This window comes from Treponema socranskii subsp. socranskii VPI DR56BR1116 = ATCC 35536 (genome assembly GCF_000468115.1).
In the GTDB taxonomy this organism is placed as follows: domain Bacteria; phylum Spirochaetota; class Spirochaetia; order Treponematales; family Treponemataceae; genus Treponema_D; species Treponema_D socranskii.
Map to the genome: position 1 here is coordinate 23590 of NZ_AVQI01000006.1, position 22400 is coordinate 45989.

At 49.7% G+C, this 22400-nt stretch carries 23 protein-coding genes and 1 tRNA gene; 21 read left to right on the forward strand and 3 right to left on the reverse strand.

Annotated elements, in window-relative coordinates; genetic code table 11:
• Positions 1-50 precede the first annotated feature (50 nt).
• Positions 51-1166: a glycosyltransferase family 4 protein gene (locus tag HMPREF0860_RS00700; protein WP_021329993.1), complete on the reverse strand. Its 1116-nt coding sequence runs from the start codon at positions 1164-1166 to the stop codon at positions 51-53.
• A gap of 47 nt (positions 1167-1213) precedes the next feature.
• On the opposite strand from HMPREF0860_RS00700, the gene HMPREF0860_RS00705 reads away from it, so the two are divergent.
• From HMPREF0860_RS00705 to HMPREF0860_RS00780, 16 genes are all read left to right on the forward strand, one after another.
• A complete protein-coding gene (locus HMPREF0860_RS00705; RefSeq protein ID WP_021329905.1) occupies positions 1214-2344 on the forward strand; it encodes a DEAD/DEAH box helicase in 1131 nt (376 codons plus the stop codon).
• 50 nt (positions 2345-2394) lie between these two features.
• Positions 2395-2985 (forward strand): hypothetical protein, encoded by a 591-nt coding sequence (locus HMPREF0860_RS00710; protein WP_021329916.1) that lies wholly within the window; start codon positions 2395-2397, stop codon positions 2983-2985.
• A gap of 208 nt (positions 2986-3193) precedes the next feature.
• Positions 3194-3934 carry a HEAT repeat domain-containing protein gene (locus HMPREF0860_RS00715; RefSeq protein ID WP_038080732.1) on the forward strand — a complete coding sequence of 247 codons (741 nt, stop codon included), beginning with the start codon at positions 3194-3196 and terminating at the stop codon, positions 3932-3934.
• Between the two features lie 123 nt (positions 3935-4057).
• Positions 4058-4131, forward strand: a tRNA-Arg gene (locus tag HMPREF0860_RS00720).
• Positions 4132-4224: 93 nt separating this feature from the next.
• Positions 4225-4815, forward strand: coding sequence for a Maf family protein (locus tag HMPREF0860_RS00725; RefSeq protein WP_021329900.1), 591 nt, complete (start codon positions 4225-4227; stop codon positions 4813-4815).
• Between the two features lie 131 nt (positions 4816-4946).
• Positions 4947-5825 carry a 30S ribosomal protein S2 gene (gene rpsB, locus HMPREF0860_RS00730; RefSeq protein WP_021329896.1) on the forward strand — a complete coding sequence of 293 codons (879 nt, stop codon included), beginning with the start codon at positions 4947-4949 and terminating at the stop codon, positions 5823-5825.
• Positions 5826-5892: 67 nt separating this feature from the next.
• Positions 5893-6726: a translation elongation factor Ts gene (tsf, locus tag HMPREF0860_RS00735; RefSeq protein ID WP_038080734.1), complete on the forward strand. Its 834-nt coding sequence runs from the start codon at positions 5893-5895 to the stop codon at positions 6724-6726.
• Between the two features lie 99 nt (positions 6727-6825).
• Entirely contained in the window at positions 6826-7368 is a 543-nt protein-coding gene (frr, locus tag HMPREF0860_RS00740) for a ribosome recycling factor (RefSeq protein ID WP_021495410.1), read from the forward strand.
• An 11-nt stretch (positions 7369-7379) separates the two neighbouring features.
• A complete protein-coding gene (uppS, locus tag HMPREF0860_RS00745; RefSeq protein WP_038080709.1) occupies positions 7380-8081 on the forward strand; it encodes a polyprenyl diphosphate synthase in 702 nt (233 codons plus the stop codon).
• 27 nt (positions 8082-8108) lie between these two features.
• Positions 8109-8963, forward strand: coding sequence for a phosphatidate cytidylyltransferase (locus HMPREF0860_RS00750; RefSeq protein WP_021329921.1), 855 nt, complete (start codon positions 8109-8111; stop codon positions 8961-8963).
• Positions 8960-10042: a 1-deoxy-D-xylulose-5-phosphate reductoisomerase gene (locus HMPREF0860_RS00755; RefSeq protein ID WP_021329990.1), complete on the forward strand. Its 1083-nt coding sequence runs from the start codon at positions 8960-8962 to the stop codon at positions 10040-10042. The genes HMPREF0860_RS00750 and HMPREF0860_RS00755 overlap by 4 nt, the downstream gene beginning before the upstream one ends.
• Positions 10039-11163 (forward strand): M50 family metallopeptidase, encoded by a 1125-nt coding sequence (locus HMPREF0860_RS00760; protein WP_021329992.1) that lies wholly within the window; start codon positions 10039-10041, stop codon positions 11161-11163. Before HMPREF0860_RS00755 ends, HMPREF0860_RS00760 begins: the two co-directional genes overlap by 4 nt.
• A 9-nt stretch (positions 11164-11172) precedes the next feature.
• Entirely contained in the window at positions 11173-13071 is a 1899-nt protein-coding gene (locus HMPREF0860_RS00765) for a WD40 repeat domain-containing protein (RefSeq protein ID WP_021329971.1), read from the forward strand.
• Between the two features lie 158 nt (positions 13072-13229).
• Positions 13230-13685, forward strand: a complete 456-nt coding sequence (locus tag HMPREF0860_RS00770) for a hypothetical protein (RefSeq protein WP_021329936.1) — start codon at positions 13230-13232, stop codon at positions 13683-13685.
• 41 nt (positions 13686-13726) lie between these two features.
• Complete coding sequence (locus HMPREF0860_RS00775; protein ID WP_016520121.1) at positions 13727-14047, forward strand: nucleotidyltransferase family protein; 321 nt, start codon at positions 13727-13729, stop codon at positions 14045-14047.
• On the forward strand, positions 14031-14426 hold the full coding sequence (locus HMPREF0860_RS00780; RefSeq protein ID WP_038080711.1) for a HEPN domain-containing protein: 396 nt from the start codon (positions 14031-14033) through the stop codon (positions 14424-14426). The genes HMPREF0860_RS00775 and HMPREF0860_RS00780 overlap by 17 nt, the downstream gene beginning before the upstream one ends.
• Before the next feature lie 50 nt (positions 14427-14476).
• On the opposite strand, the gene glgA is transcribed toward HMPREF0860_RS00780, so the two are convergent.
• Together glgA and HMPREF0860_RS00790 are read right to left on the reverse strand one after the other, a co-directional pair.
• Positions 14477-15961: a glycogen synthase GlgA gene (glgA, locus tag HMPREF0860_RS00785; protein ID WP_021329950.1), complete on the reverse strand. Its 1485-nt coding sequence runs from the start codon at positions 15959-15961 to the stop codon at positions 14477-14479.
• 42 nt (positions 15962-16003) lie between these two features.
• Complete coding sequence (locus HMPREF0860_RS00790; RefSeq protein WP_021329964.1) at positions 16004-17197, reverse strand: pyridoxal phosphate-dependent aminotransferase; 1194 nt, start codon at positions 17195-17197, stop codon at positions 16004-16006.
• Positions 17198-17369: 172 nt separating this feature from the next.
• Here HMPREF0860_RS00790 and HMPREF0860_RS00795 point away from each other — a divergent pair, with 172 nt between their 5' ends.
• From HMPREF0860_RS00795 to HMPREF0860_RS00815, 5 genes are all read left to right on the forward strand, one after another.
• Positions 17370-18098, forward strand: coding sequence for a DUF6675 family protein (locus HMPREF0860_RS00795; RefSeq protein WP_021329967.1), 729 nt, complete (start codon positions 17370-17372; stop codon positions 18096-18098).
• Positions 18099-18115: 17 nt separating this feature from the next.
• A complete protein-coding gene (rfbD, locus tag HMPREF0860_RS00800) occupies positions 18116-19066 on the forward strand; it encodes a dTDP-4-dehydrorhamnose reductase (RefSeq protein ID WP_021329977.1) in 951 nt (316 codons plus the stop codon).
• Positions 19067-19182: 116 nt separating this feature from the next.
• On the forward strand, positions 19183-20463 hold the full coding sequence (locus tag HMPREF0860_RS00805; protein WP_021329972.1) for an extracellular solute-binding protein: 1281 nt from the start codon (positions 19183-19185) through the stop codon (positions 20461-20463).
• A gap of 151 nt (positions 20464-20614) precedes the next feature.
• Positions 20615-21430, forward strand: a complete 816-nt coding sequence (locus HMPREF0860_RS00810; protein WP_038080736.1) for a PHP domain-containing protein — start codon at positions 20615-20617, stop codon at positions 21428-21430.
• 31 nt (positions 21431-21461) lie between these two features.
• A complete protein-coding gene (locus HMPREF0860_RS00815; RefSeq protein WP_021329945.1) occupies positions 21462-22388 on the forward strand; it encodes a carbohydrate ABC transporter permease in 927 nt (308 codons plus the stop codon).
• Positions 22389-22400 lie beyond the last annotated feature (12 nt).

The following is a 22400-nucleotide window of genomic DNA, read 5'->3' on the forward strand; positions in this document are numbered from 1 at the left end:
AGATAAAATTCATTGAAAATAAAATCCGAAACCTTAAACCTGCCGGGTTTTCACCGTACGATTTTTTTCATAACTTCGATCGTTTCGGAAACCGTCGTCTCCCAGCTGAAGCGCTGTGCACGGCGCAGTCCCGAAGCGATCATCTTTTCTCGGAACGCCGAATCGACAACAAGTTTTTCCATCGCCGAAGCGACTTCTTCGATATCGTTCGGATCGAAATAGAGAGCTGCCTCCCCGCCCATTTCCGGAAGCGCACCGGCTTTGGCGCATGCGACGGGAATGCCGGTAGCCATCGCTTCGAGAATCGGAAGCCCTACTCCTTCGTTCACCGACGGAAAAACGCAGGCATCGGCTCCCGCGTATAAGAGCGGAAAGCTTTCGTGCGGAAAAAAACCGGTGAGAAAAATATCCGACGCGGCAGGAGAAAGAGATGCCGCTCGGTGCACGTCTTCGGATGACGGTCCTTCGGCGCCCGCGATGACGAGGCGGTGCGGAGATTTCGTGCGCTCTTTAAAAAGCGCAAAGGCTTTTATAAGTTCGATGTGTTTTTTTTCAGGTCCTGAAAGGCGCGAACCGTAGATAAAATAGGGCCGCTTTATCGCAAAGGGTTTTATGGTTACCGTTTCGGCATCGATCTGCAGCTGCGGAAAAAAGAGCCTGTGGTCGATGCCGTTGTGAATGATTTCGATTTTCGCTTCGTCGATGCCGAGTCCTATCAAATCATTTCGCAAAAATTCGCTCGCGGCGACGATCTTTTGCACCTTTGCGAGCCCCCGCTTTATCTGCATACGCATCATACCGTCACCCTTTTCTTTGAGCATAACGGAAACGATGGAATTGACGACGGCGACTCCCGGCGTTTTAAACGAAAGCGGCAGTACGCGCTCGATGGCGGGATAGAGCACGACATCGTACTTTGCGTTTTGAGCGAATTTTTGCAGGCGAAAAAAATGCCATAAGCGCTCGGCTGCAAGGCTGTCGGGAACTGAAAGAGCTTGAAACGGAATTTCGCGCACCGAATTATATGTGTACCGATCGATTTCGGAACCGAACAGTTCGAATTCGGTATCGCCTGAAAGCGGGAGATTAGCCGCAAACGAATGGAGGTATGAGCCGATCCCGGAGCGCCCGTGATCGCAGCCGAATGTATCTATGCCTGCTTTCATGACAAAATATTATAGCAGCAATTCCGTTTTTGCGCTATAGTTTGCTCATGGACACGCAAAACGCATTTTCGCTCCTTTCTCCCGAAATACGCGCAAAACTGCAAACGCTTTCGATCGCTCGCCCGACGCCCGTGCAGCAAAAGACAATCCCCCTCATTATTGAAGGGAAAAATCTTCTCTTTCAGTCGGAAACGGGTACCGGCAAAACCTTCGCATATCTTTTGCCGCTCATAGACGGTATCGAAAAGGACGAAAAAAACGGCGTAAAAATCCTCGTCGTCGCTCCGACGCTCGAACTTTCTTCCCAAATCAGAGACGCCGCCATGTCGATTTCAAATGCAAAATGCGCGCTCTTTGCCGGAAGCGCGCCGATACGGCGGCAAACCGAGCTTTTAAAAGGGAATCCCGCAATCGCCGTCGGAAGCCCCGTCCGCCTTTTGGAGCTCGCGCGTTTAAAAAAATTAAAACTTGCAGGATTGCGCGCTGCGGTGTTCGATGAAGTCGACCGGCTCGTCAAAAAAGAGATCAAAGACGACCTCGCATCCCTCGTCTCTTTTTTTCCGAAAAACGTGCAGATCGTCGGATGTTCGGCGACGGTGACGAAAGCAGTGAGAGCTTTTTTTGCCGAATGCGAATCGATTTCGATGCCGGAAGAAGACGTGCTTCGAAAGCGCATTTCGCACTGGGCGATTTACGCCGAAAGCCGCGATAAAATCGATACGCTGAAAAAGCTGATCGCCGCCCTCGACATACAAAAAATGCTTGTTTTTACGAGCCGCGGCGATCAAGTGGAAAATATCACATCGAAACTCAAATATAAAAATATCGACTGCGAATCCCTCTACGCGAAAAAAGACAAGCAAAAGCGCAAGCGTGCTCTCGACCGATTTAAAAGCGGAAGCTGCCGTATTTTGATTACGAGCGACGTCGCCTCCCGAGGGCTCGATTTTCAAGGCGTTTCACACGTCGTTCAAATGGATTTAAACGACGACGACAATTTTTTCGTTCATCGAGCGGGACGCACGGGACGCGCGGGCAAAACGGGAATCAATATCGTCGTCGGGGACGAGTATGAAATGCGGCGCTACAGCGCGCTCGAAAAGAGGCTTAAAATCATCGTCTACCCGAAAATATTGTACCGCGGCGAAATCACGGCTCCCGATACCGTTTTAAAATAACGCGATTGTCCATTTGACGAAACGAACAATCGCTTGTATAGTAGAATACTATGAAAAAGATAAAAAAAATCGTGCCCGTTATCGGTTGTATTTTTTCTCTGTTTTCGATTCTTGCATGCGCGTCGGTGCGTCCCGCGCAGCATTTGCCTTCGTCATCGGTAAAAAAAACGACGGCGGAAAAGCGAAGCGATATACAAAAAACGGACGTGAAGACGGCTGCCGCAAACGAAGAATACCTCCGTTCGGTAAACAATGTGGACGTTACGCAAAAAACGTTTGAAGACGATAAAGCCGTGATCATGGCGACGATCGACGAACTTTCGTCCATTATGGCGAGCGGGCGCTATGAAGCATGGCTCAAATACATCGACGACGAATCGATCCGCTATTGGTCGAATCCGAAAAATCTGCAGCACGCGTCGAAAATGCTTCCCGTCAAAGGGCTGCGCATGAACACGCTGCGCGATTATTTTACGTATATCTTCGTTCCGTCGCGGAAAGGGCGCAAAGTCGACGAAATCAGATACGATTCGAAAACGGACGTCAAAGCCGTTCAAGTGAGCAAAGACACCGACATCATCTATTATTATTTTAATAAAATAGGCAATAAGTGGCTTGTCCACATTCCGCCCATCGATTGACGCGGCTGTTTTCGGCGCGGAACCGATTAGTGCGTCCGCCTGCCCTCGCAGTCGGTACTTTTGCAAACAACATCGCATGGAACGATCCGTTTGCAGTCGGTATTTTCGAACGTTGATTTTTTTTTCGATTTTTTATAGAATAAATGAAAAGGCGAAAACTTTTCGGAAGCCGCTTTTTTCCGCAAAAGTTTTACAGGAGATCGAGCAGATGAAATTTGATAAGATTACGTTTTGTGCAGCCGTGCTGATTACGGCTGCTTCGGCACTTTTTGCGCAGGAACAGCAAGTCCAGAAAAAAAACGATTCCGCAAAGCGAGGCGAAACGTCTGTTGAAAACGAATACTTGAGCGACGTCGACGGCACGGTCGTGCTGACCCTCGCCCGCTCGGATTCGTACGACAACAAGCTCGTCGCCCTCGAATATCTCGAAGGCATCGTCAAAAGCGGCAACGTATCCGAAGATGTCGCTGCCGCTCTCGATCAGCTTGCAGGCGAAGGCCTTATGACGCAGGCGCGAACGGGCGGCCGCCTCGTCAACAATTTTCCCGATGTACGGCGGAAAGCCTGTCTGCTTCTCGCAAAAGTCGGAGGCGAGCACTCGAAAAATACGCTCATCAATATCGCAATCGCAGACAACGAACCGATGGTACAGGCCGCCGCGATCCGTGCTCTCGGAGAGATGGGCTTAAACGAAAACGATGAAGCCGCCGACGCGATCGCATTCGCAAATCACCGAAACCGCGTATTGAATCCTACAAGCAGCATGGCGATCGAAACGCTCGACGCGTTTGAAAAGCTTGCAGGCAGTACGGAAAACAAGCGCACGATGGTCGACGAGATATCACGGATCGCATCCGACTACCACTATACGACTGCGGTGCGAAAGCGTGCGCTCGAAGTGCTCAAGGGCATTAAGCTCGACTCATCGTCTTCGGGAAGCGGAAAGTAATCGATACAATTAAAAATTATCGTTTCGCGATGTTCCGTGCGCGGGGCGGGAAATTTAGAGACGATTTTTTTTGATCGATGCGTGCTGTACACAAACGCAGAAAGCGATATGTGCCGCACACAAGAGAGATTAGCTCATCTGGATAGAGCGTCAGCCTCCGGAGCTGAAGGCGGTGGGTTCGAATCCCATATCTCTCATCGTCGTAAAACACGACATGAAGCCGGCATTTGAAAATTGCAATTTTTAGATGCTTCTGAAGCACAAAAAGTTATTGAGGATGTAAAAAAATTATGGAACCGATTATTTTAGCATCGTCGTCGCCGCGCCGTCAGGACATATTGAAACTCTTGCACATTCCGTATCAAGTGATCATGCCGAACATCGACGAAACCGTATCGCCCTCTCTTCCGGCCGAAGACGTGCCGGAAATTTTTGCACGCGAAAAGATCGCAGCTGTCGTGCGTTCGCTTTCGGCCGACAGGGAAATCCCGTGGGTGCTCGCCGCCGACACGGTTATCATCTTCAACAATAAAATCTACGGCAAGCCTTCCGATCAAGAAGAAGCGGCGGCCTTTCTCCGCGAATTGAGCGGAAAAACGCATACGGTCAAAACGGTTATCGCGCTCTACAGCGGCAAAACGAAGACGACGGTCGTCCGCGAAAGCGTTACGGAAGTGACGTTCAAAGAGATGAGCGAGCGCGAAATCGAATGGTACATCGAAACGGGTGAATGGCACGGGGCTGCAGGCGGCTACCGCATTCAAAGCCTCGCATCGTGTTTTATTAAAAAGATAAAGGGCACGACCAGCGGCGTCGAGGGCTTGCCCATATCGGAGCTTTATGATATTCTTATGTCGCAGGGTTATTCGATTATCGAATAGCGTTGCCGTAAGCCCTCTGGCCGTAGGCTTAAAGGGGCAAACGATCTTCCGTACGTTTCACTTTTTATAAGAGACGACGCATCGAGAAACAGAGTTAGGGGTATCATACGATACCGGTGAAGGAGTATGTCATGGCAGTTGTAACCATGAAAAACCTGCTTGAATCGGGAGTTCATTTCGGTCATCAGGTAAAGCGGTGGGATCCCCGCATGAAGAAATACATCTTCGCGGAGCGGAACGGGATTCACATTATCGATTTGCAAAAGACGATCGCGGCTATAAAAGAAAGCTACGAAGTCGTACGCAAAGCGACGACGGCGGGAAAATCGATCCTGTTCGTCGGAACGAAAAAACAGGCGCAGCAGGCGATTCAAAAAGAAGCCGAACGCTGCGGTCAATTCTACGTCAACAACCGCTGGCTCGGCGGTATGCTCACAAACTTTTCAACGATTAAAAAATCGCTGCAGCGGCTTAAAAAAATCGAAAAGATGGAAGTCGACGGCACCTTCGACAATTTGACAAAAAAAGAAGTTTCCGCGCTGCAAAAAGAAAAAGCGAAACTTGAAAAAAACCTCGCCGGCATTAAAGAGATGAAAGATTTGCCGGGCGTCGTATTCATCATCGACACGCACAAAGAGCAGATCGCCGTCGCCGAAGCACGCCGCATGGGTATCCCCATCATTGCGGTCGTCGACACGAACTGCAATCCCGAAGGTATCGACTACCCTATTCCCGGCAACGACGACGCCATCCGCGCCATTTCGCTGTTTACGTCGATCATCGCGAACGCGGTCATCGAAGCGGACAACGAACAGGGCTTAAAGATCCTCGAAAATTTGAACGATGAAGACGAAAACATACAGACGGATGCCGCCGTCAAAGACAACGACGTTGAAATCGAAGACTATTCGAATTACGAGCCGACGGAACCGAAAAAAGAAGATGCCGATACCGAACAAAAAGAAGCGGATCAGCTTATCGACGAAGATAAAATATACGGCGACAAATAACTAACGAAAGGAGATGTCCGAAAGCGGAAATTTTCGGATATCTTCCGACAATTTTGGAGTTACGATAATGAATATTAAAGCATCGGATATTAAAACGCTGCGTGAAACGACGGGCGCCGGCATGATGGATTGCAAGCGCGCGCTTGAAGACACGAACGGCGACATCGACAAAGCGACCAAGCTTTTAAAAGAAAAGGGGCTGGCCGCCGTTGCAAAAAGAGCCGACCGCGCGACCGCGGAAGGACGCATTTACATTCAGAGAAAAGGAAACAAGATCGCGGTCGTCGAACTCGTGTGCGAAACGGATTTCGTTTCCAAAAACGAAGAATTCACAGCTCTCGGACAAAAGCTCGTTGATGTAACCTTTGAAAAAGGCTACACGAAAGTGGAACCGGAGCATTCCGATATGCTTACCGTTTTTGCGACGAAGGTCCGCGAAAACATGTCCGTGCGCCGCGTATCGCTTATCGACGTGCCGGAAAACGCGGTTGCGGGAACTTATGTCCACAGCGATTTCAAAACGGGCGCCGTTTGTATCGTTAAAGGGTCGACGGATCCGAAAGTACAGGAATTCGCAAACGACTGCTGTCTGCACATGGCGGCTTTTACGCCTGCATATATCACGCAAAAAGACGTTCCCCAGTCATATATGGACGAGCAGATGGAAATATTTACCCAGCAGCTCGATCAGGATGAAAAGACGGCGTCAAAACCGCAAAACGTCAAAGACGGCATCTTAAAGGGTAAACTGAAAAAGCATCTCGAAGAAGTGTGCTTTGTCGATCAGATGTTCGTCAAAGACGACAAAGTGAGCGTCGCCGCAAAACTCGCGGAAGTGTCGAAAGAAGTCGGCACCCCGCTCGAATTCGGAGAAGTGCATCTCTACGTTCTCGGGAGATAGAGGCACGATGCAAAGCGTTCGTGAACTTTTTTGCGTGCGCTTTGCCATGCGTTTGTTTTAACGAACCTTTCAAAACCATATTTTCTACCGGAGGCAGTAATGGCAGACAGTGAAGAGAAAATGCAAAAAGCGATACATTCGCTTACCGATACTTTTGCCGCGATCAGAACGGGACGCGCGAGTGCAGCTCTTTTCGACAAAGTGCGCGTCGACTGCTACGGGCAAAAATCGCCGCTCAACCAAGTGGCGACGATCGCGATTCCCGAAGCGAGGGCGGTCGTCATTCAGCCCTTCGACAAATCGCTTATCGGTGACATCGAAAAAGCGATCCTGGCTGCCGACCTCGGCTTAAATCCGTCGAACGACGGCAAAGTGATCCGCATCGCGATTCCGCCGCTCACGGCCGACAGGCGCAAAGAGCTCGTCAAACAGGCGAAAGCCGACGCGGAAAATTACCGCACGCAGATCCGCAATATCCGCCGAGACGGAAACGATGCGCTCAAAAAACAGCAAAAATCGGGAGAACTTACCGAAGACGGTTTGAAAGCCGAAACGGACAAATTGCAAAAGCTTACCGACAAGTATATCGCCGAAATACAAAAGCTTTACGATGCAAAAGAAAAGGAAATACTCGAAGGTTGACTTCACTCGATATGAGCCGCCTGCCTCGCCACGTTGCTATCATCATGGACGGGAACGGCAGGTGGGCTGAAAGACAGCATAAAAACCGCAGTGCAGGGCATTATGCGGGCGCCGAACAGGCGAAAAAAATCGTCGGAGCCGCTTCCGCTCTCGGCATCGAATACGTTACGCTCTATATTTTTTCGACGGAAAACTGGAAGCGCACCGCCGAAGAGACGGGTTATCTCATGAGCCTTATTAAAAATCACTTGAGGGCGGAATTCGCATTTTATAAAAAAAATAAAATACGGCTTTTGCACTTGGGCGATATCGCAGGTCTTCCCGAAGATATCCGCAAAGAGATACGGAGCGCGACGGCGGAAACGGCGCACTTTACCGGAACGACGCTCGTCATGGCGATCAATTACGGAGGCAGGGACGAAATTGTGCGCGGCGTAAAAAAACTTATCGAAGCGCACGCATACGCATCGGCGGACGAAATCGATGAAGATGCTCTCTCTTCTTCATTCGATATACCCGATCTGCCCGACGTCGACTTATTGATCAGAACGGGCGGCGAAAAGCGACTCAGTAATTTTCTTTTGTGGCACGCCTCCTATGCGGAGCTTGTGTTTACGGATACGCTGTGGCCGGACTACGGCGAAGACGAATTGTACGGTCATATCGAGCAGTTTCAAAAGAGAACGAGACGGTTCGGCGCAGTGCTTGCATAAGGGAATTTTTAGTTGGAGGAAAGCGCGATGCCAAAACTCGTACAACGGCTTTTGATTTTCTTTATCGGCATACCGCTCGTGATCGGTCTTGTCTTTGTTCCGTTTTTTTACGAACTGCCCTTTCACATCGCCGTGTGCACTTTTTCGTGTATCGGCAGTTTGGAACTCTACGATATGTTTTCAAAAAACAGTCCCCTTTTGCCGAAGCCCCTCGTCGTGTTTTTAAATCTTTTGATTCCCGTTTCGACATACCTGTGTGTATGGTATGTCCTCCCCTTCGGCATCGTAACGGCGGTATGCATTGCGGGCGCGTGCATCCTCATGGCCTACGATGCGCTTACGGTAAAAACCTTCGAACATTCGAATACGGCCGTGTCTCTCTCCGTATCGATTTTATTGTATACGGGCTACCTCATCACGTTTATTTCCCGAATGACGGCCTATGAGTACGGAAGCTTTTACATCGCCGTATTTTTGTGGATGACCTTTATCTGCGATTCGGTCGCCTGGCTTTTCGGCATGCTGTTCGGAAAAAACAACCGAGGCGTCATCGCCGCAAGCCCGAATAAAAGCGTTGCGGGTTTTGCAGGCGGCTATGTCGGCTGTATCCTCGCCTCGCTCATCGCACAAAGATTCCTGCCGCATATATTTCCGGGTTCTCTTTGGAAATCGGTTTTATTCGGCACCCTCGTCGCAAGCGCCGCAATCGTCGGAGACCTCGCCGAATCGGTGTTTAAGCGAAGCGCAAACGTAAAAGATTCGGGCGGCATTATGCCCGGCCGCGGCGGGGTTTTGGATTCCATCGATTCGCTTTTGTTTGCAGCTCCCGTATTTTATCTTTCGCTCCGCCTGCTCTACGGAGTTCCGATCTTTTTACGATGAAAAAGGTTTTCGTTTTGGGCTGTACCGGCTCCATCGGTACGAGTACGCTCGACATCATTAAAAATATGCCCGAACGTTTCCGTGCGTGCGCCCTCGCCTCTCATACGAGCCGCGAAAAAACCGAAAAGCTCGCTTCGTCTTTCGGCTGCGATTTTACGCTTACGGCCGATGATCCGCACGGCATCGAGCGCCTCATAAGGCAAACGCGCCCCGACATCGCGGTAAACGGAATAGCCGGAAGCGCGGGTCTCCTTCCGTCGAAAGCGGTGCTCGAAGCGGGAGTAGATTTGGCACTTGCAAATAAAGAAACCGTCGTCATGGCGTGGCATCTCATACAAGCTCTCGCACAAAAGTCGGGCGCTCGCATCATCCCCGTCGATTCGGAGCATTCTGCGATTTTCAGCCTCATCGAAAAAATCGGTAAAGAAAATATCGCCCAAATCCTCATAACCGCAAGCGGCGGTCCTTTCCGCACATACGCAAAAGAAGCTCTTGCTCGCGTTTCGGTTGAAGACGCCCTCGCCCACCCTACATGGAAGATGGGCAAAAAAATCACGATCGATTCGGCGACGCTTGCAAACAAGGGGCTTGAAGTGATCGAAGCGTGCCGCCTCTTCGACGTATCGCCCGAAATCGTAAAAGTCGTCGTCCACCCCGAAAGCATCGTACATTCGCTCGTGCGCACAAAAGACGGTATGCTCTACGCCCAGCTTTCCGATCCCGACATGAAACACCCGATTCTTTCGGCGCTTACACGGCCCGAAACGGCGGAAAATTATCTTCAAGCTTTCGATCTCTTTGACAAAACGCTTTCGTTTTTCCGTCCGCGTACCGAAGACTTTCCGCTCCTTGCATACGCGTACGAAGCGGCAAAACGAGGGGCATCCTATACGATCGCATACAATGCCGCCGACGAAGTCGCAGCCCTCGCATTCCTCGACGGAAAACTTTCGTTTACCGACATCGCCCGCGTCGTTCGAAGCGTGCTTGACGAAGATTGGACAATGTTACCCGAAAGCTTCGAAGACGTTTTTAAAGCGGATGCAAAAGCGAGATCTCTTGCAAAAACTCTGATATGAAATGGATTTACGGCATCGTCTGCCTCGGTTTTTTAGTTTTTTTTCACGAACTCGGACACTTTCTCGCAGCGAAATTATTCGGCGTAAAAGTCGAATCTTTTTCGCTCGGCTTCGGTCCCGCCCTGTTGCATAAAACGATCGGCGGTACCGACTACCGTTTATCGCTTTTGCCCCTCGGCGGATACTGTGGCATGAAAGGAGAAGGCGATTTTCAAGCAGCGCTCGACGCCTCTTCTCCGCGCATCGAAGCTGAACGCGATTCGCTCTACGGTATCAACCCGCTCGGACGCGCTCTCATCGGATTCGCAGGTCCCTTTTTCAACGCGCTCTTCGCGTTTGCGGCCTTTTCGATCATCGCGATGACGGGCTATACGTATTATTCGTATACGGCAAAGATAAAGCTTGCGGACGAAACCCTCCCCGAAGTGCATTCACCTGCGAGGAAAGCGGGATTGAAAACCGGCGACACTATCGTATCGATCGGAGGAAAACCCGTCGAAGATTTTTCCGACATCATCCGGGAAGTCGCGTCGAACCCCGACAGGGATTTACATATCGTCGTATTGCGTAACGGCGAAAAGCTCTCCTGCACCGTGCACAGCGATTTCGACAAATCGACCGGGAGCGGAAAGATCGGCGTCACGCCTTTTTCGAACGAGCCGATACTGCGCGAAGCGAAACGTTATCCGTTTTTTAAAGCGCTCGTTGAGGGGATAAAGCGGACGGGAGAAACGCTTTCGCTTACCGTAAAAAGCATAGCGCTTTTATTTAAAGGAGCCGACGTGCAAAATGCGATTTCAGGTCCCGTCGGTGTTGCAGGTATGCTCGGAAACACCGTTGAAGACGGGTTCGGCGCGGGGTTCAGACAAGGCATCACGGCGATTTTGGAACTCATGGCCTTTATCAGCATTTCGCTTTTTATCATGAACCTGCTTCCGATACCGGTGCTCGACGGTGCTTTGATTTTCTTCGCGTTCGTCGAATTCGTTTGCCGCCGCCCGCTCAATCCGAAAATACAATATTACGCGCAGTACGCGGGGCTCGCGATTATCGCATCCCTTTTCGTACTCGGCATGACAAGCGATATACGCCATCTCACTGCGGCGCTTCGCTCACATTAGGATAATGCTATGAATATATTATTAAAAAATACGGTATTTTTTGCCGCTGCTTTTGTAAGCGCGTTGCCGCTTGTATCTCAGACTCGCGTTTCGAATCAAAAGCATGAAGGAGAAGTCAGGGCGATTTCCGCTTCCCGCGACGGAAGTGCGTTTTTTACGGCGGGCGACGACGGATTTTTAATAAAATGGACAGGCGACGATCAGGGCAAGCATTATCAAATTTCGGATATGAGCGTAAAACTCTGTGCCCTCGCCCCCGACGGTAAAACGATCGCCGCATACGAAACGGACGGAGGACTCGTAAACCGCGTGAGCGTATGGGATTTCGACACGCTCAAAAGAAAATACGCACGGCGCTTTTCGGACGCGGTAACGTCTCTGTCGTTTTCCGCAAAGGGCACCTATGTCATCGTCGGAACGGCTTCCGTCGAAGGGGCGATCTTTTTGCGCGCTTCGGACGGAAGCGTCGCCGACGTCTTAAAAGATTCGACCGGTATCGTTTCCTACGCCGCGACGAGCGCATCTGAAAAAACGCTGTGCACGTATTCGCCCGTCGGCTTTATTTCCTATTACAATATGCTCGACGGAAAACTCAAACGGCGATTGAGCTGCGAAGCGAACCTTTCGGATATCGCATCCTTCGACAACGATATGTTTTTGGCAGGCACGAAAAACGATACGGTGTACGCCGTTTCGGCGCTTTCGGGAAAAACGACCGCTTCCGTCTCAGCCCGCGATCCCGTGCTCATAACAGGCGCCGACGATAAAGACCTGTACTATATCGCAAGCAGTGCATCCCGAACGTACGCGCTTTCGATGCTTGAAAACCGAGGAGACAAAACGTTTTCATCTCCCCGTATTTTGAAAAATTTCAAATCGCTTCCAAACGGAGAAGCGATCCGAGCGGGTGCAAAAGCGGGAGATGAAATCGCCCTCGCCTCTTCAGGCGGTAACGTATTTCGAACGACGACTTCTTCCGATACGGCGCTTCTTTCGCTTTCCCCGATCACCGACGATGCCTATGAAACAATTTCCGATGCGGCGAGTGCGAAAGACGGTTTTTATTTTTTGACGCGCGATGCGTTCTATGCCTCATCCTACGATACCGGCACCGTCGATAAACGCACATCGAATGACGCGCACACGAATATGAGCGTCTGCGAAGGGGGCGTCATCCTGTGGTCGCGGGGTACGCGGCGGCCGGTCGAATATTTCGATTTTACGGAAAACAAAACGTTCAGGCTTTTTACACCCGAAAGCGCTGTCCAATCCGTGCGCGCATTCGGAAATGTGATTTTGGAAATGGAAAGCAACGCCGTCATCCGCGCCTATTACAGGGACACGGGTGAAATCGAAGAGCTCTATGCGGGTACGGGACTGCAGGATGCCCTCATCTCCGGCGATACGCTCTATGTCGCAAAGTCGTCTGCGACAAATCCGCCGTCCGCCCTGCTCAGCGTCGATATGCGCACAAAGGAAATCGTGCCGCTTAAAATCGCTGCCGATGTCGTCTATGCGCTTTCGACGAGCGACGAAGAATTGTACGGCATCGCCCTTCAGTCCGACGACGAACAAAAGACGACGAATCTTTTTTCGTATACTCCGGCGCTTTCGAAAACGACGATGCTTTTAAAATTGAACGATGAAGATACGGGCGCTTTTACGTACTTTTACAACGGACACGTTTTTACGGATATCGGCAGTGAAAAACTGTATTCGTACGATCTTTCTCGGAAAAAAAGCGTCGCCTACGGCCGCTCCGCATCGCTTCCGGTAAAAGCCGTACAAAACGGAGAGCGCATCGCAGTGCTGAATCGAGACGGAAGTATTTCGTGGTACGATACGGGAAAAACCGACGTGCTCGCCGATTGGTATTTGTCAAAAGACGGCACGTGGTACGAGTTTTAAGAAAATCCGGCCGTTCCGCATTCAAATCGATTTTATATGTTCCGGTATATTTTCCCGTTCGACTTACTTGACAGTTGTTGTATTCCCCGTAGTATTGCAGTGCATGCGCTTGCCGCGGAAGCGCAATAGCATTACAAAACTTTTACAGGGGGATACGTATGTGTACTGAATGCTACGCCGACGAAGACAGGATAACGCCGCTTTTGAATCCGGAAGAATGTTTGAAAAACCACACACAATACATCTGCGGAACGTGCGGACGGTGTATCTGCATCGACCGCACAAAAAACGGATTGCAGCGCTGGAACTTTCCGTTTAAATCTCCGGCGATCGCAAAATTGTATGTGCGGACGGCCGATTACACTATGAAAAAAAGCTGCGGTATATATGAAATCAAAAGCGCTTCTGGAAGAATTTTTTATAAAATATTTTCGGATGAAGCGGAATTGCAAACCTATTTGCAAAACAGCAAAGATAAAACGTGCAGCGGAAAAAAACCTTTTTTTTCTCAAAGCCGCTACCGCGAATTTCCGAACACGCAAGTACGGCGCTTGAGCGATGATGAAGCGTTACGCTATATGAGCGAGCGAGAGACGCGGCGAAGCAAGCGCTGATACCGTTGCCGCCGCTTGCGTTTTCGTGGTATCATAAAGCGATGATTACGGAAGAGATTAAACGGATAACGGAAAAAATCAAAGAAGCCCTCGATCCCGAACGCATCTATCTTTTCGGTTCGTATGCGCGCAACGAAGAAACCGAAAAGAGTGATTATGATTTTTATGTCGTTGTCGATGAGGAAAAAGGAAATCCTTTGCTTTTGTGTGATAAAGCTTATTCGGCAATTTTCGATATACAAGAAAAACCGTGCGATGTTATCGTAAATCATAAGTCGAAATTCGATATACGAAAATATCGTCCGACACTCGAAAAAACAGTTGCAAATGAAGGTGTATTGCTTTATGAAAAACGATCTTAAACAAGACGTAGCAGAATGGCTTCACGTAGTCGATATGGACAGGAATACCGCCTATCACCTTTTTAAAACCATGCATCCCAAACCTCTGGAAATCATCTGCTTTCACTGTCAACAGGCTGCAGAAAAAGCGATAAAAACTCTGTTCATTGTATACGAAATTGAAATTATTAAAATACACGATTTGGGAATGCTTATTAAAACGATACAACCAAAAATAGCGTTTCCCGAAACAGTGAAACTTTCTGCTATCAGTTTAACAAAATTTGCCGCGACTTTTCGATACCCTGACTATCCTGATATCGATGAAGAGCTTACAAAAAAGGCACTCGCCGATATGGATGTCGTAGTCGATTGGTGTAAAGGACAAATCGAAGCTTAAAATACGCACTGCTGCGGCATTTTCGAAAATTGATATTTTCTGCAAAGCCGCTACCGCGAATTTCCGATTCCCGCACCGCGCGCAAGGGCTTCTTTATAAACGGCAACGTATTGCTCCGCCGATTTTTTCCAGCTGAAATCTTTTTTCATGCCGCGCTTTCGCATTTCGGTGATGTGCTCTTTTTTGTTGTAATACGCGTAGACCGCCCAACCGCAAGTGTCGAATACGGCGGAAGGCGTCAAGTTGTCGAACATAAAGCCCGTACCATCCCCCGTCTCTTCGTCATACTGTTCGACCGTGTCGGCGAGTCCGCCCGTACGGCGCACGATCGGAAGCGTGCCGTACAAAAGCGAATACATTTGATTCAACCCGCACGGCTCGTATTTCGACGGCATTAAAAAGAAATCACTGGCGGCTTCGATAAGATGGCTTAAGCTTTCATCGTAGCCGATATATGCGCGCATATTCGGAAGCTTCGACTGAAGCGAGAGTATTTCGTTTTCACACCACTTTTCTCCGCTTCCGAGGATCGCAACCTGTACGTCGATTTCGCTGCACAGGCGGTACATACAGCCGTATGTCGGCGCAAAGAGTTCGGCAATGCCCTTTTGGTCGGCGAGGCGCGTTACGATACCGATGACGGGAACGGCATCGTCTTCAGGGAGCTTCATGCATTTTTGCAGCTCGCGTTTGCATACCGCTTTTTTTTCAAGCGACGTTTCGTCGTAATTTACGGGGATGAGCGGATCGGTTTTCGGATTCCACACGTCCTCATCGATTCCGTTTAGGATGCCGCGAACGACGTCGCCCCTTACGCGCAAAAGCCCGTCCATACCGAAGCCGCCTTCGGTCGTTTGGATTTCTTTCGCATAAGTCGGGGACACCGTCGTAATCATGTCGGCACACGATATGCCGCCCTGCAAAAGATTGATGCCGCCGTTGTGTTCGAGTCCCGCGCCGTAATACAATCCCCAATGAATACCGAGAGAAGGAAACCAATCTTTTGCGTATTGCCCCTGATAGCCTAAATTGTGAATCGTCAAAACACTCGCCGTCTTTGCAAAGAGGTCGTTTCGGATGACGTGCTTTAAAATGATCGGAGCGAGGGACGCCGACCAATCGTGCGCGTGGACGATATCGGGATACCATCCGAGCTTTCGGCACAGCTGGAAAGCGCCGTGGCACAAAAGCGAAAAACGGTACGGATTGTCGTGAAAATCGGTTTCCGCCTGTGTGCCGTACACGCCGTCGCGCCCGAACGCACCTTCGTGGTCGAGAAAATAAACGCCGACCTTTGACGAAGGCAGCGCGCTTTCATAAACACCGACCCACGATTCCGAAGTTCCCGCAGCGACGGCGAGCGGGCCGGGGATCGCCTGCAATTTTTTCCGGTCGATTTTATAATAGCGCGGCATGACGATCTTTACATCGTGTCCGAGCTTTGAAAGAGATAGCGCCAAAGCGGACACCATATCGGCAAGTCCGCCCGTCTTTGCAAAGGGCACCGCTTCCGCCGTCACCATAAGGATTTTCATATCGCCTCCCGTAAAAAACTGATATCGTGTATGCCGCCGCGCTCAAGCTTGGTCGTGCACCGCCTTATAAAACGCATCGCGCGAATCGATAATCGTCCGCTCGCTCACGCAGTACGCGATTCGAAACCAGCCCTCTCCTCCGAAACCGCTTCCCGGCGCGCACAGGATATTGTATTTTTTTAAATGATTCGTAAACGCAAGATCATCACCATTCCACGCATCGGGCACTTTCACAAAAAGGTAAAATGCGCCGTCGGGTTTCGCATACTCAAGTCCCGCGTAATCCATGATCTCTTTTAAAAGCGTGCAGCGTTTTTCATACGGCGAATAATCGCACGATGCGTTCCACGAAGAAGCGACAACTTTTTGAAAAAAAGCAGGAGCGTTGACGTAACCTAAAATACGTGTCGAAAAAATCGCTGCGGCGATAAAGACATCGGCTTCCGGACACGCGGGATTCAAAGCGAGATATCCGATGCGCTCTCCCGGCAAACTCAAATTTTTTGCAAAAGATGTAACGATGACGGCGTTTTCGTACAGCGGAAATACGGGCGGAACTTTTTTGCCGCCGTAGGTGACGGCGCGGTACGGTTCGTCGCAGATGAGGTAAGGCATGCGTCCGCATTTTTTTCCGTGTTCGCGAAGGGCGGCAGAGAGAGACGCGATGTCGTCTGCCGAATAGATGCGCCCCGTCGGATTGTTCGGAGAATTGATCAAAACTGCGGCGGTTTTTTCGGTAAGCGCATTTACGATCGCATTGCAGTCGAGCGAAAAATCGGATTTCGTTTTTACGCGTACGATAGTGCCCGCATGATTTCGAATATAGTGATCGTATTCGGTAAAATACGGAGAAGGCACGATCACTTCATCTCCGGCATTTAAAATCGATTTTAAGACGACGTTGAGCGCACCCGCGGCTCCGCACGACATAACGACGTGCTGTGCTGAAACGAGTACGCCCTGTTCGGCTTCCGTTTTTTTTGCCATCGCTTCGCGCGCAAAAAGATAACCCGCGTTCGGCATATAACCGTGAGCGCCGTGAGACTTATCCGAAGCGATTCGCTCTATCGCTTCGGCGACGCTGTAAGGCGGATCCAAATCCGGATTTCCGAGACTGAAATCGTATACGTTTTCGGCTCCGTATTTTTTTTTGAGCAGCGCTCCTTCTTCGAACATTTTGCGGATGACGCCCGCTTTGGGACTTTCAACCGAATCCCGTATATATGCCGCTATCATGCGTCCAGTATAGCACAAATATGCGTGTTTGCGTAACTCGCCCGCATTGCAGCACGTAAAGGGTACCTCTAAAAGCTTGGTTGGAGTTTTAGAGGAGCATCGAGTTTTTAGCTGTACCCAAGTAACTGTCTTGCGGCCCAACTGTTTACTCAGTATAATGCAAATCACACGTATGAAAAAAACAATATCGATTTCGTTTTTTTTCGCCGCAGTCTGCGCTTTCGCCGTATCCGCACTTCCGTTCAACAATAAGCTTTCTAAAGCGGAACTCGCCGATCTTGAAGACGGTAAAATCGTCGTGCGCAACATCAGCCATGCGTCGAATATGTGCCTCGAAGCGTCGAGCGAAAGCGCGCAAAAAATCATACGCGACATATACGCTCTCAATCCGTCGTATCTTGCCGAAGTGATCCAAATCAAGCCTTATGCCGGCAACGAAGATTTGCCTGCCCGCCTCGAAGATACCCTGATGAACATCTCCGATTACATCGGTATTCCGTATTATTCGGAACGGCATGAACGATACTACGATCTCTATTCCGAGGCGGAAATCAAAGACGATTTTATCGGTGCAGACGGCCTTACCCGTGAAGTAAAAGCCGACTTGACGATGGAACCTTTCGGTCGTATTGAAACGTCGATTACGATCACCGCACCCGGCGACTACGTATACTACCTTTCGACAAACGACAATACGCTCATATATGAAGATCGATTTAAATGTGTCAAACCGAAAAATATGAAATCCGCAATTTTACTGTTCCGCGACGGCGACAATTGGATTTTATACGGCGCAGGCGGCGTCAAAGCGATAAAGATTATTTTTTTTGAAAAGCGCATCGAAACGTCGTTTATCAATCGCATAAAAACGTTCTGCAATTTTATTTTCGAAAAACTCTAATCGCGAGGGCGCTCCGTATGTTGTGGCTTATCGGTTGTAAGGGGATGCTCGGACGCGAATTCGCGCATCAGCTTTCGGAAAAAAGGATTCCGTTTGTCGGTACGGGAAGCGACGTCGATATCGCCGAGGCCGAAAAGCTCGACGCTTTTGTCGATAAAACCGAAAGCGCATCGTATTACGCTTCGCGCAATGATGTAAAAAAAGATAATAAAATCGATTGGATCATAAACTGCGCGGCTTACACGGCGGTCGATAACGCCGAAGACGAGGCGGAAAAAGCATACCGCACAAACTGCACCGGTGCGCTCAACATCGCTCGCACGGCGCGCTCGCACGGCGCAAAGCTCGTTCACATTTCAACCGATTACGTATTCGACGGAAAAGGCCGCAGTCCGTATACGGAAGACGCGCCGAAATCTCCTATAAACATATACGGTAAAACGAAGGCGGAAAGCGAAGACCTTATCGCTCAGGCGATGACGCAATACTATATCATCCGAACGTCGTGGCTTTACGGTTCAGGCGGCCGTAATTTCGTATATACGATGACGCGCGCGATGAACGAAAGGGAATCCGTCAGCGTCGTAAACGATCAAAGAGGAACTCCGACTTTTTGCGGAGATCTCGTATTCGCCGTTATAAAATTAATAAAAAAAGAGATGGGTGCTACGAGTCTGTTCGGAAAAAAAAGCGCGGCTCCCTACGGCATCTATCACTTTTCGAATTCCGGGGAGGCGACGTGGTTCGAATTCGCGTGCGCGATCCGTGACTACGGAAAAAAATACGAGAAAATTATGCACGACTGTAAAATACAGCCGTGTTCGTCGGATGAATACAAAACGAAAGCCGCGCGGCCCTCTTATTCCGTGCTCGACTGTACAAAGATCGAAACGACGCTCGGTATCAAAATACCTTCGTGGCAGGTGAGCCTTGAACGCTTTATAAAAAGCGGCAAGTTTGAAAGCTAGCGGGCAATCGCTTTTCATTTTTCCCGTAAAATCGTTAACCTTTTTCTTGCGCGTTTTTTGCTCTTGTAGTATACTTACACGGATATAGTTTTTCAAAAACATGGAGGAAAGAAAATATGAAAAAAATGATGATGCTGTGCGCACTTGCCGCCGCAGCGCTCATGGCGACGTCGTGCACTAAAAAGCCCGAAGCCGTCACCATTGAGTTTTGGACGCATGAAGATGCAAACCGCCAAAAGCTTGAAGACCGCTACATTCAGGAATTTACGGCTTCTCATCCTAACGTCACGGTAAACGTAACGCGGCAGGGCGCCGCAAAGCTCATCGAGCTCGTTCAGACGGCTTTTGCCGCCGGAAGCGGTCCGACGATGTTCAACCTTTCGATCAACGATGAATACCCCTACATTACGGCAGGGAGAGTCGCTGCGATGAACTACAAAGCGGCAGGCTATAAAGACGCATCGGAAGTCATCAATGCGTATGCTCCGAAAATGCTTGATCCCGTCACGGTAAACGGCCAAGTCTACGGACTCCCGCTCGAGCTTACGAACTGGTGTATCTTTATCAATAAAAAAGTGTTCCGCTCCGCAGGTCTCGATCCCGAAAAGGATTATCCGAAAACGTGGGAAGATATGGTAAAAATTTCCCAAAAGATCGTCATTCGAAACGGCGACATCATCACGAGGCGCGGCTACGACTTCCGCTACAAATATTATCTCGAAAACAACGTTCCGATGGTGGAACAGCTGGGCGGACAGCTCATCAGCGACGACGGCAAAGAAGCGATCGTCGGAAAGGACGCATGGATCGCATTCCTCACGTATATGCAGCAGTGGGGGCCGAACGGTTTGAATCTCGGCTCGCCGACATACAAAGCGGGACGCTCGGTGTTCAACGCGGACAACAACGATCTCGCGATGTGCTCGACCGGTTTGTATCAGGAAGCGCGCATCAAACACGACAACCCCGCATTCTACGAATCGGGCGAATGGATGGTCGTTCCGTATCCGAAATTTGAAAACGCCGTCAAAGACGTCGCAGCCTGCTATTACGGTCACTATTACATGGTCAATGCCGATGCGACAAAAGCCCAACAGGAAGCGGCATGGCAGCTCATCTCCTATATGCTCAGCCACGGTGACGAGTATCTTTCACAGGTCAATATCATCCAGCCGACGACGGCGCTTTTAAACAGCGACACGTTCAAAAATATGCCGTATTCCAGCGTATTCGCAGATGATCTCGAACGCGGTCACATCGTGTATTACGGTGCAAACTCAACCGCGATCCAGAGCGCGCTCGGAACGGCGGTACAGAGCGTTATGCTCCAAAACGTATCACCTGAAGACGCCTATAACACGCTCAAAAAGACCGTTCAGGAATTGATCGAACAGTAATTCTCATGTACAAAACACCGGCCCGCAAGCCTCTTCGGCCGGTGTTTTGTACTATAAACGGAAACGGCGTTTTTTACCGCAATTATTAAAATACCGATTACCTTATTAACGGCAAAGCCTGTCAGGGCAAGGGCATCACGTGGATTTTTTTATGCAGGATGAAGTGAATCTTCATACGCATTGCAAATACTGCAGGCATGCCGTCGGCGAAGTGCAAGACTATGTCGATGAAGCGAGAAAAGACGGAATCAAAGTGCTCGGCATGAGCGATCACTGCCCCGTGCCTGACGACAGGTGGCACAGCGCCCGTATGTTTTATTCCGAACTCGACAGCTATCAAAAAGACTGCGAAAACGCGATCGGCAATGCAGGCGATATGCACATCTTCCGCGGATTTGAAACCGACTACCACAGAGACTACGTTTCGTATTATCGCGACGAACTGCTCGGTGAACGCGGCTTCGACTACCTTTTGCTCGCAGTCCACAATTATTATGCACCGGACGGAATCGATATCATGATTCCCGAATGCCCGATAAACGACAGAGGCGCGTTACACGCATATACGAAAACGCTTATCGAAGGCATGCAGTCGGGATTGTTTTTATATGCCGTGCACCCCGACCTCTTCGCCGCATCCTATCTCGAATGGGATGCCGAAGCGAAAGCGTGTTCCCGCGACATCCTCGCATGCGCCGAGTCGGTGCACATGCCGATTGAAATAAACGGTCAAGGTATCCGCGCCAAAAAAGTCGTATCATCGAGCGGCGAACGATACCGTTATCCGATACAGGAATTTTGGAATCTCGCCGCGGAATACGACGTACCTATCGTCACTGCAGCCGACTGCCATAAACCGGAAGATATGCTGACGTCGAGAGCGGCGTGCAAAACAATCGCGGCAAAAGCGAATCTCACGTTTGCGCGATATGCAATTGACGAAAACGGAAACATCATCATACAATAGAGTACCTCAAAAAATTACGGAGGAATTAAAAATGGCTAAAACCGCTAAACGTTACAGCATCGAAAAACAACAGGCGCGGTGGGGATTTGCGTTTACCCTGCCGAGCCTTGTCTTCTTTGCCGTATTCAGTTTTTATCCGATCATCAACGCATTTATCACGAGTCTTACGAACAAACAGGCGATTTCGCGGACATCGAAATTTGTCGGTTTACGCAATTACGTATACCTCTTTACACGCGACAACGGCGGCTTTTCGCTTTTAAACTCCATGCGCGCGACCGTCGTGTTTACGTTCGGCACTTTCGTTCCGATGGTCATCCTCGCGCTTATACTCGCAGTGCTGCTCATGCAGCTGCGTCGTTCATCGCAAAAAGGTTTTTTTCAAATTTCATTCTATATGCCGGCCGTTCTTTCATCCGTCGTCGCCGCCGCAATTTGGATGATCCTCTTCGACCCGCGCGGTCTTTTCAACCAACTGTCAAACACGATTTTGTTTACGAAAGGAAAAGATTATCAGTGGCTCACCGATAATACGATGCTGCAGATTTCAACGATGATCGTTTACTTTTGGAAATACATCGGCTATTTCGTCATCCTCTTTATCACAGGCCTCGCTTCGATTCCGCCTACGATCTACGAAGCCGCAACGGTAGACGGTTCGAATAAATGGCACGCGTTTTTTCACATCACGCTTCCGCTTTTAAAACCGACTATCGTGCTCGTGTCTATCATGGCGATGCTCCAGTGTTTGAAAACGTTCAGCACGCAGTATATGTTCGCGCAGGGAGGCGCAGCGCGTCATCCCATCGACGTCATCACGATGAATATCTACTTTACCGGTATCAGAAACGGACAGCTCGGCAGAGCGAGCGCTATGTCGATCATATTGTTTTTGATAATGCTCTTGTTTACGTACTTGCAGTTCACGCTGTCGAAAACCGACGACGTGGAATATTAATAAGCGCATTTT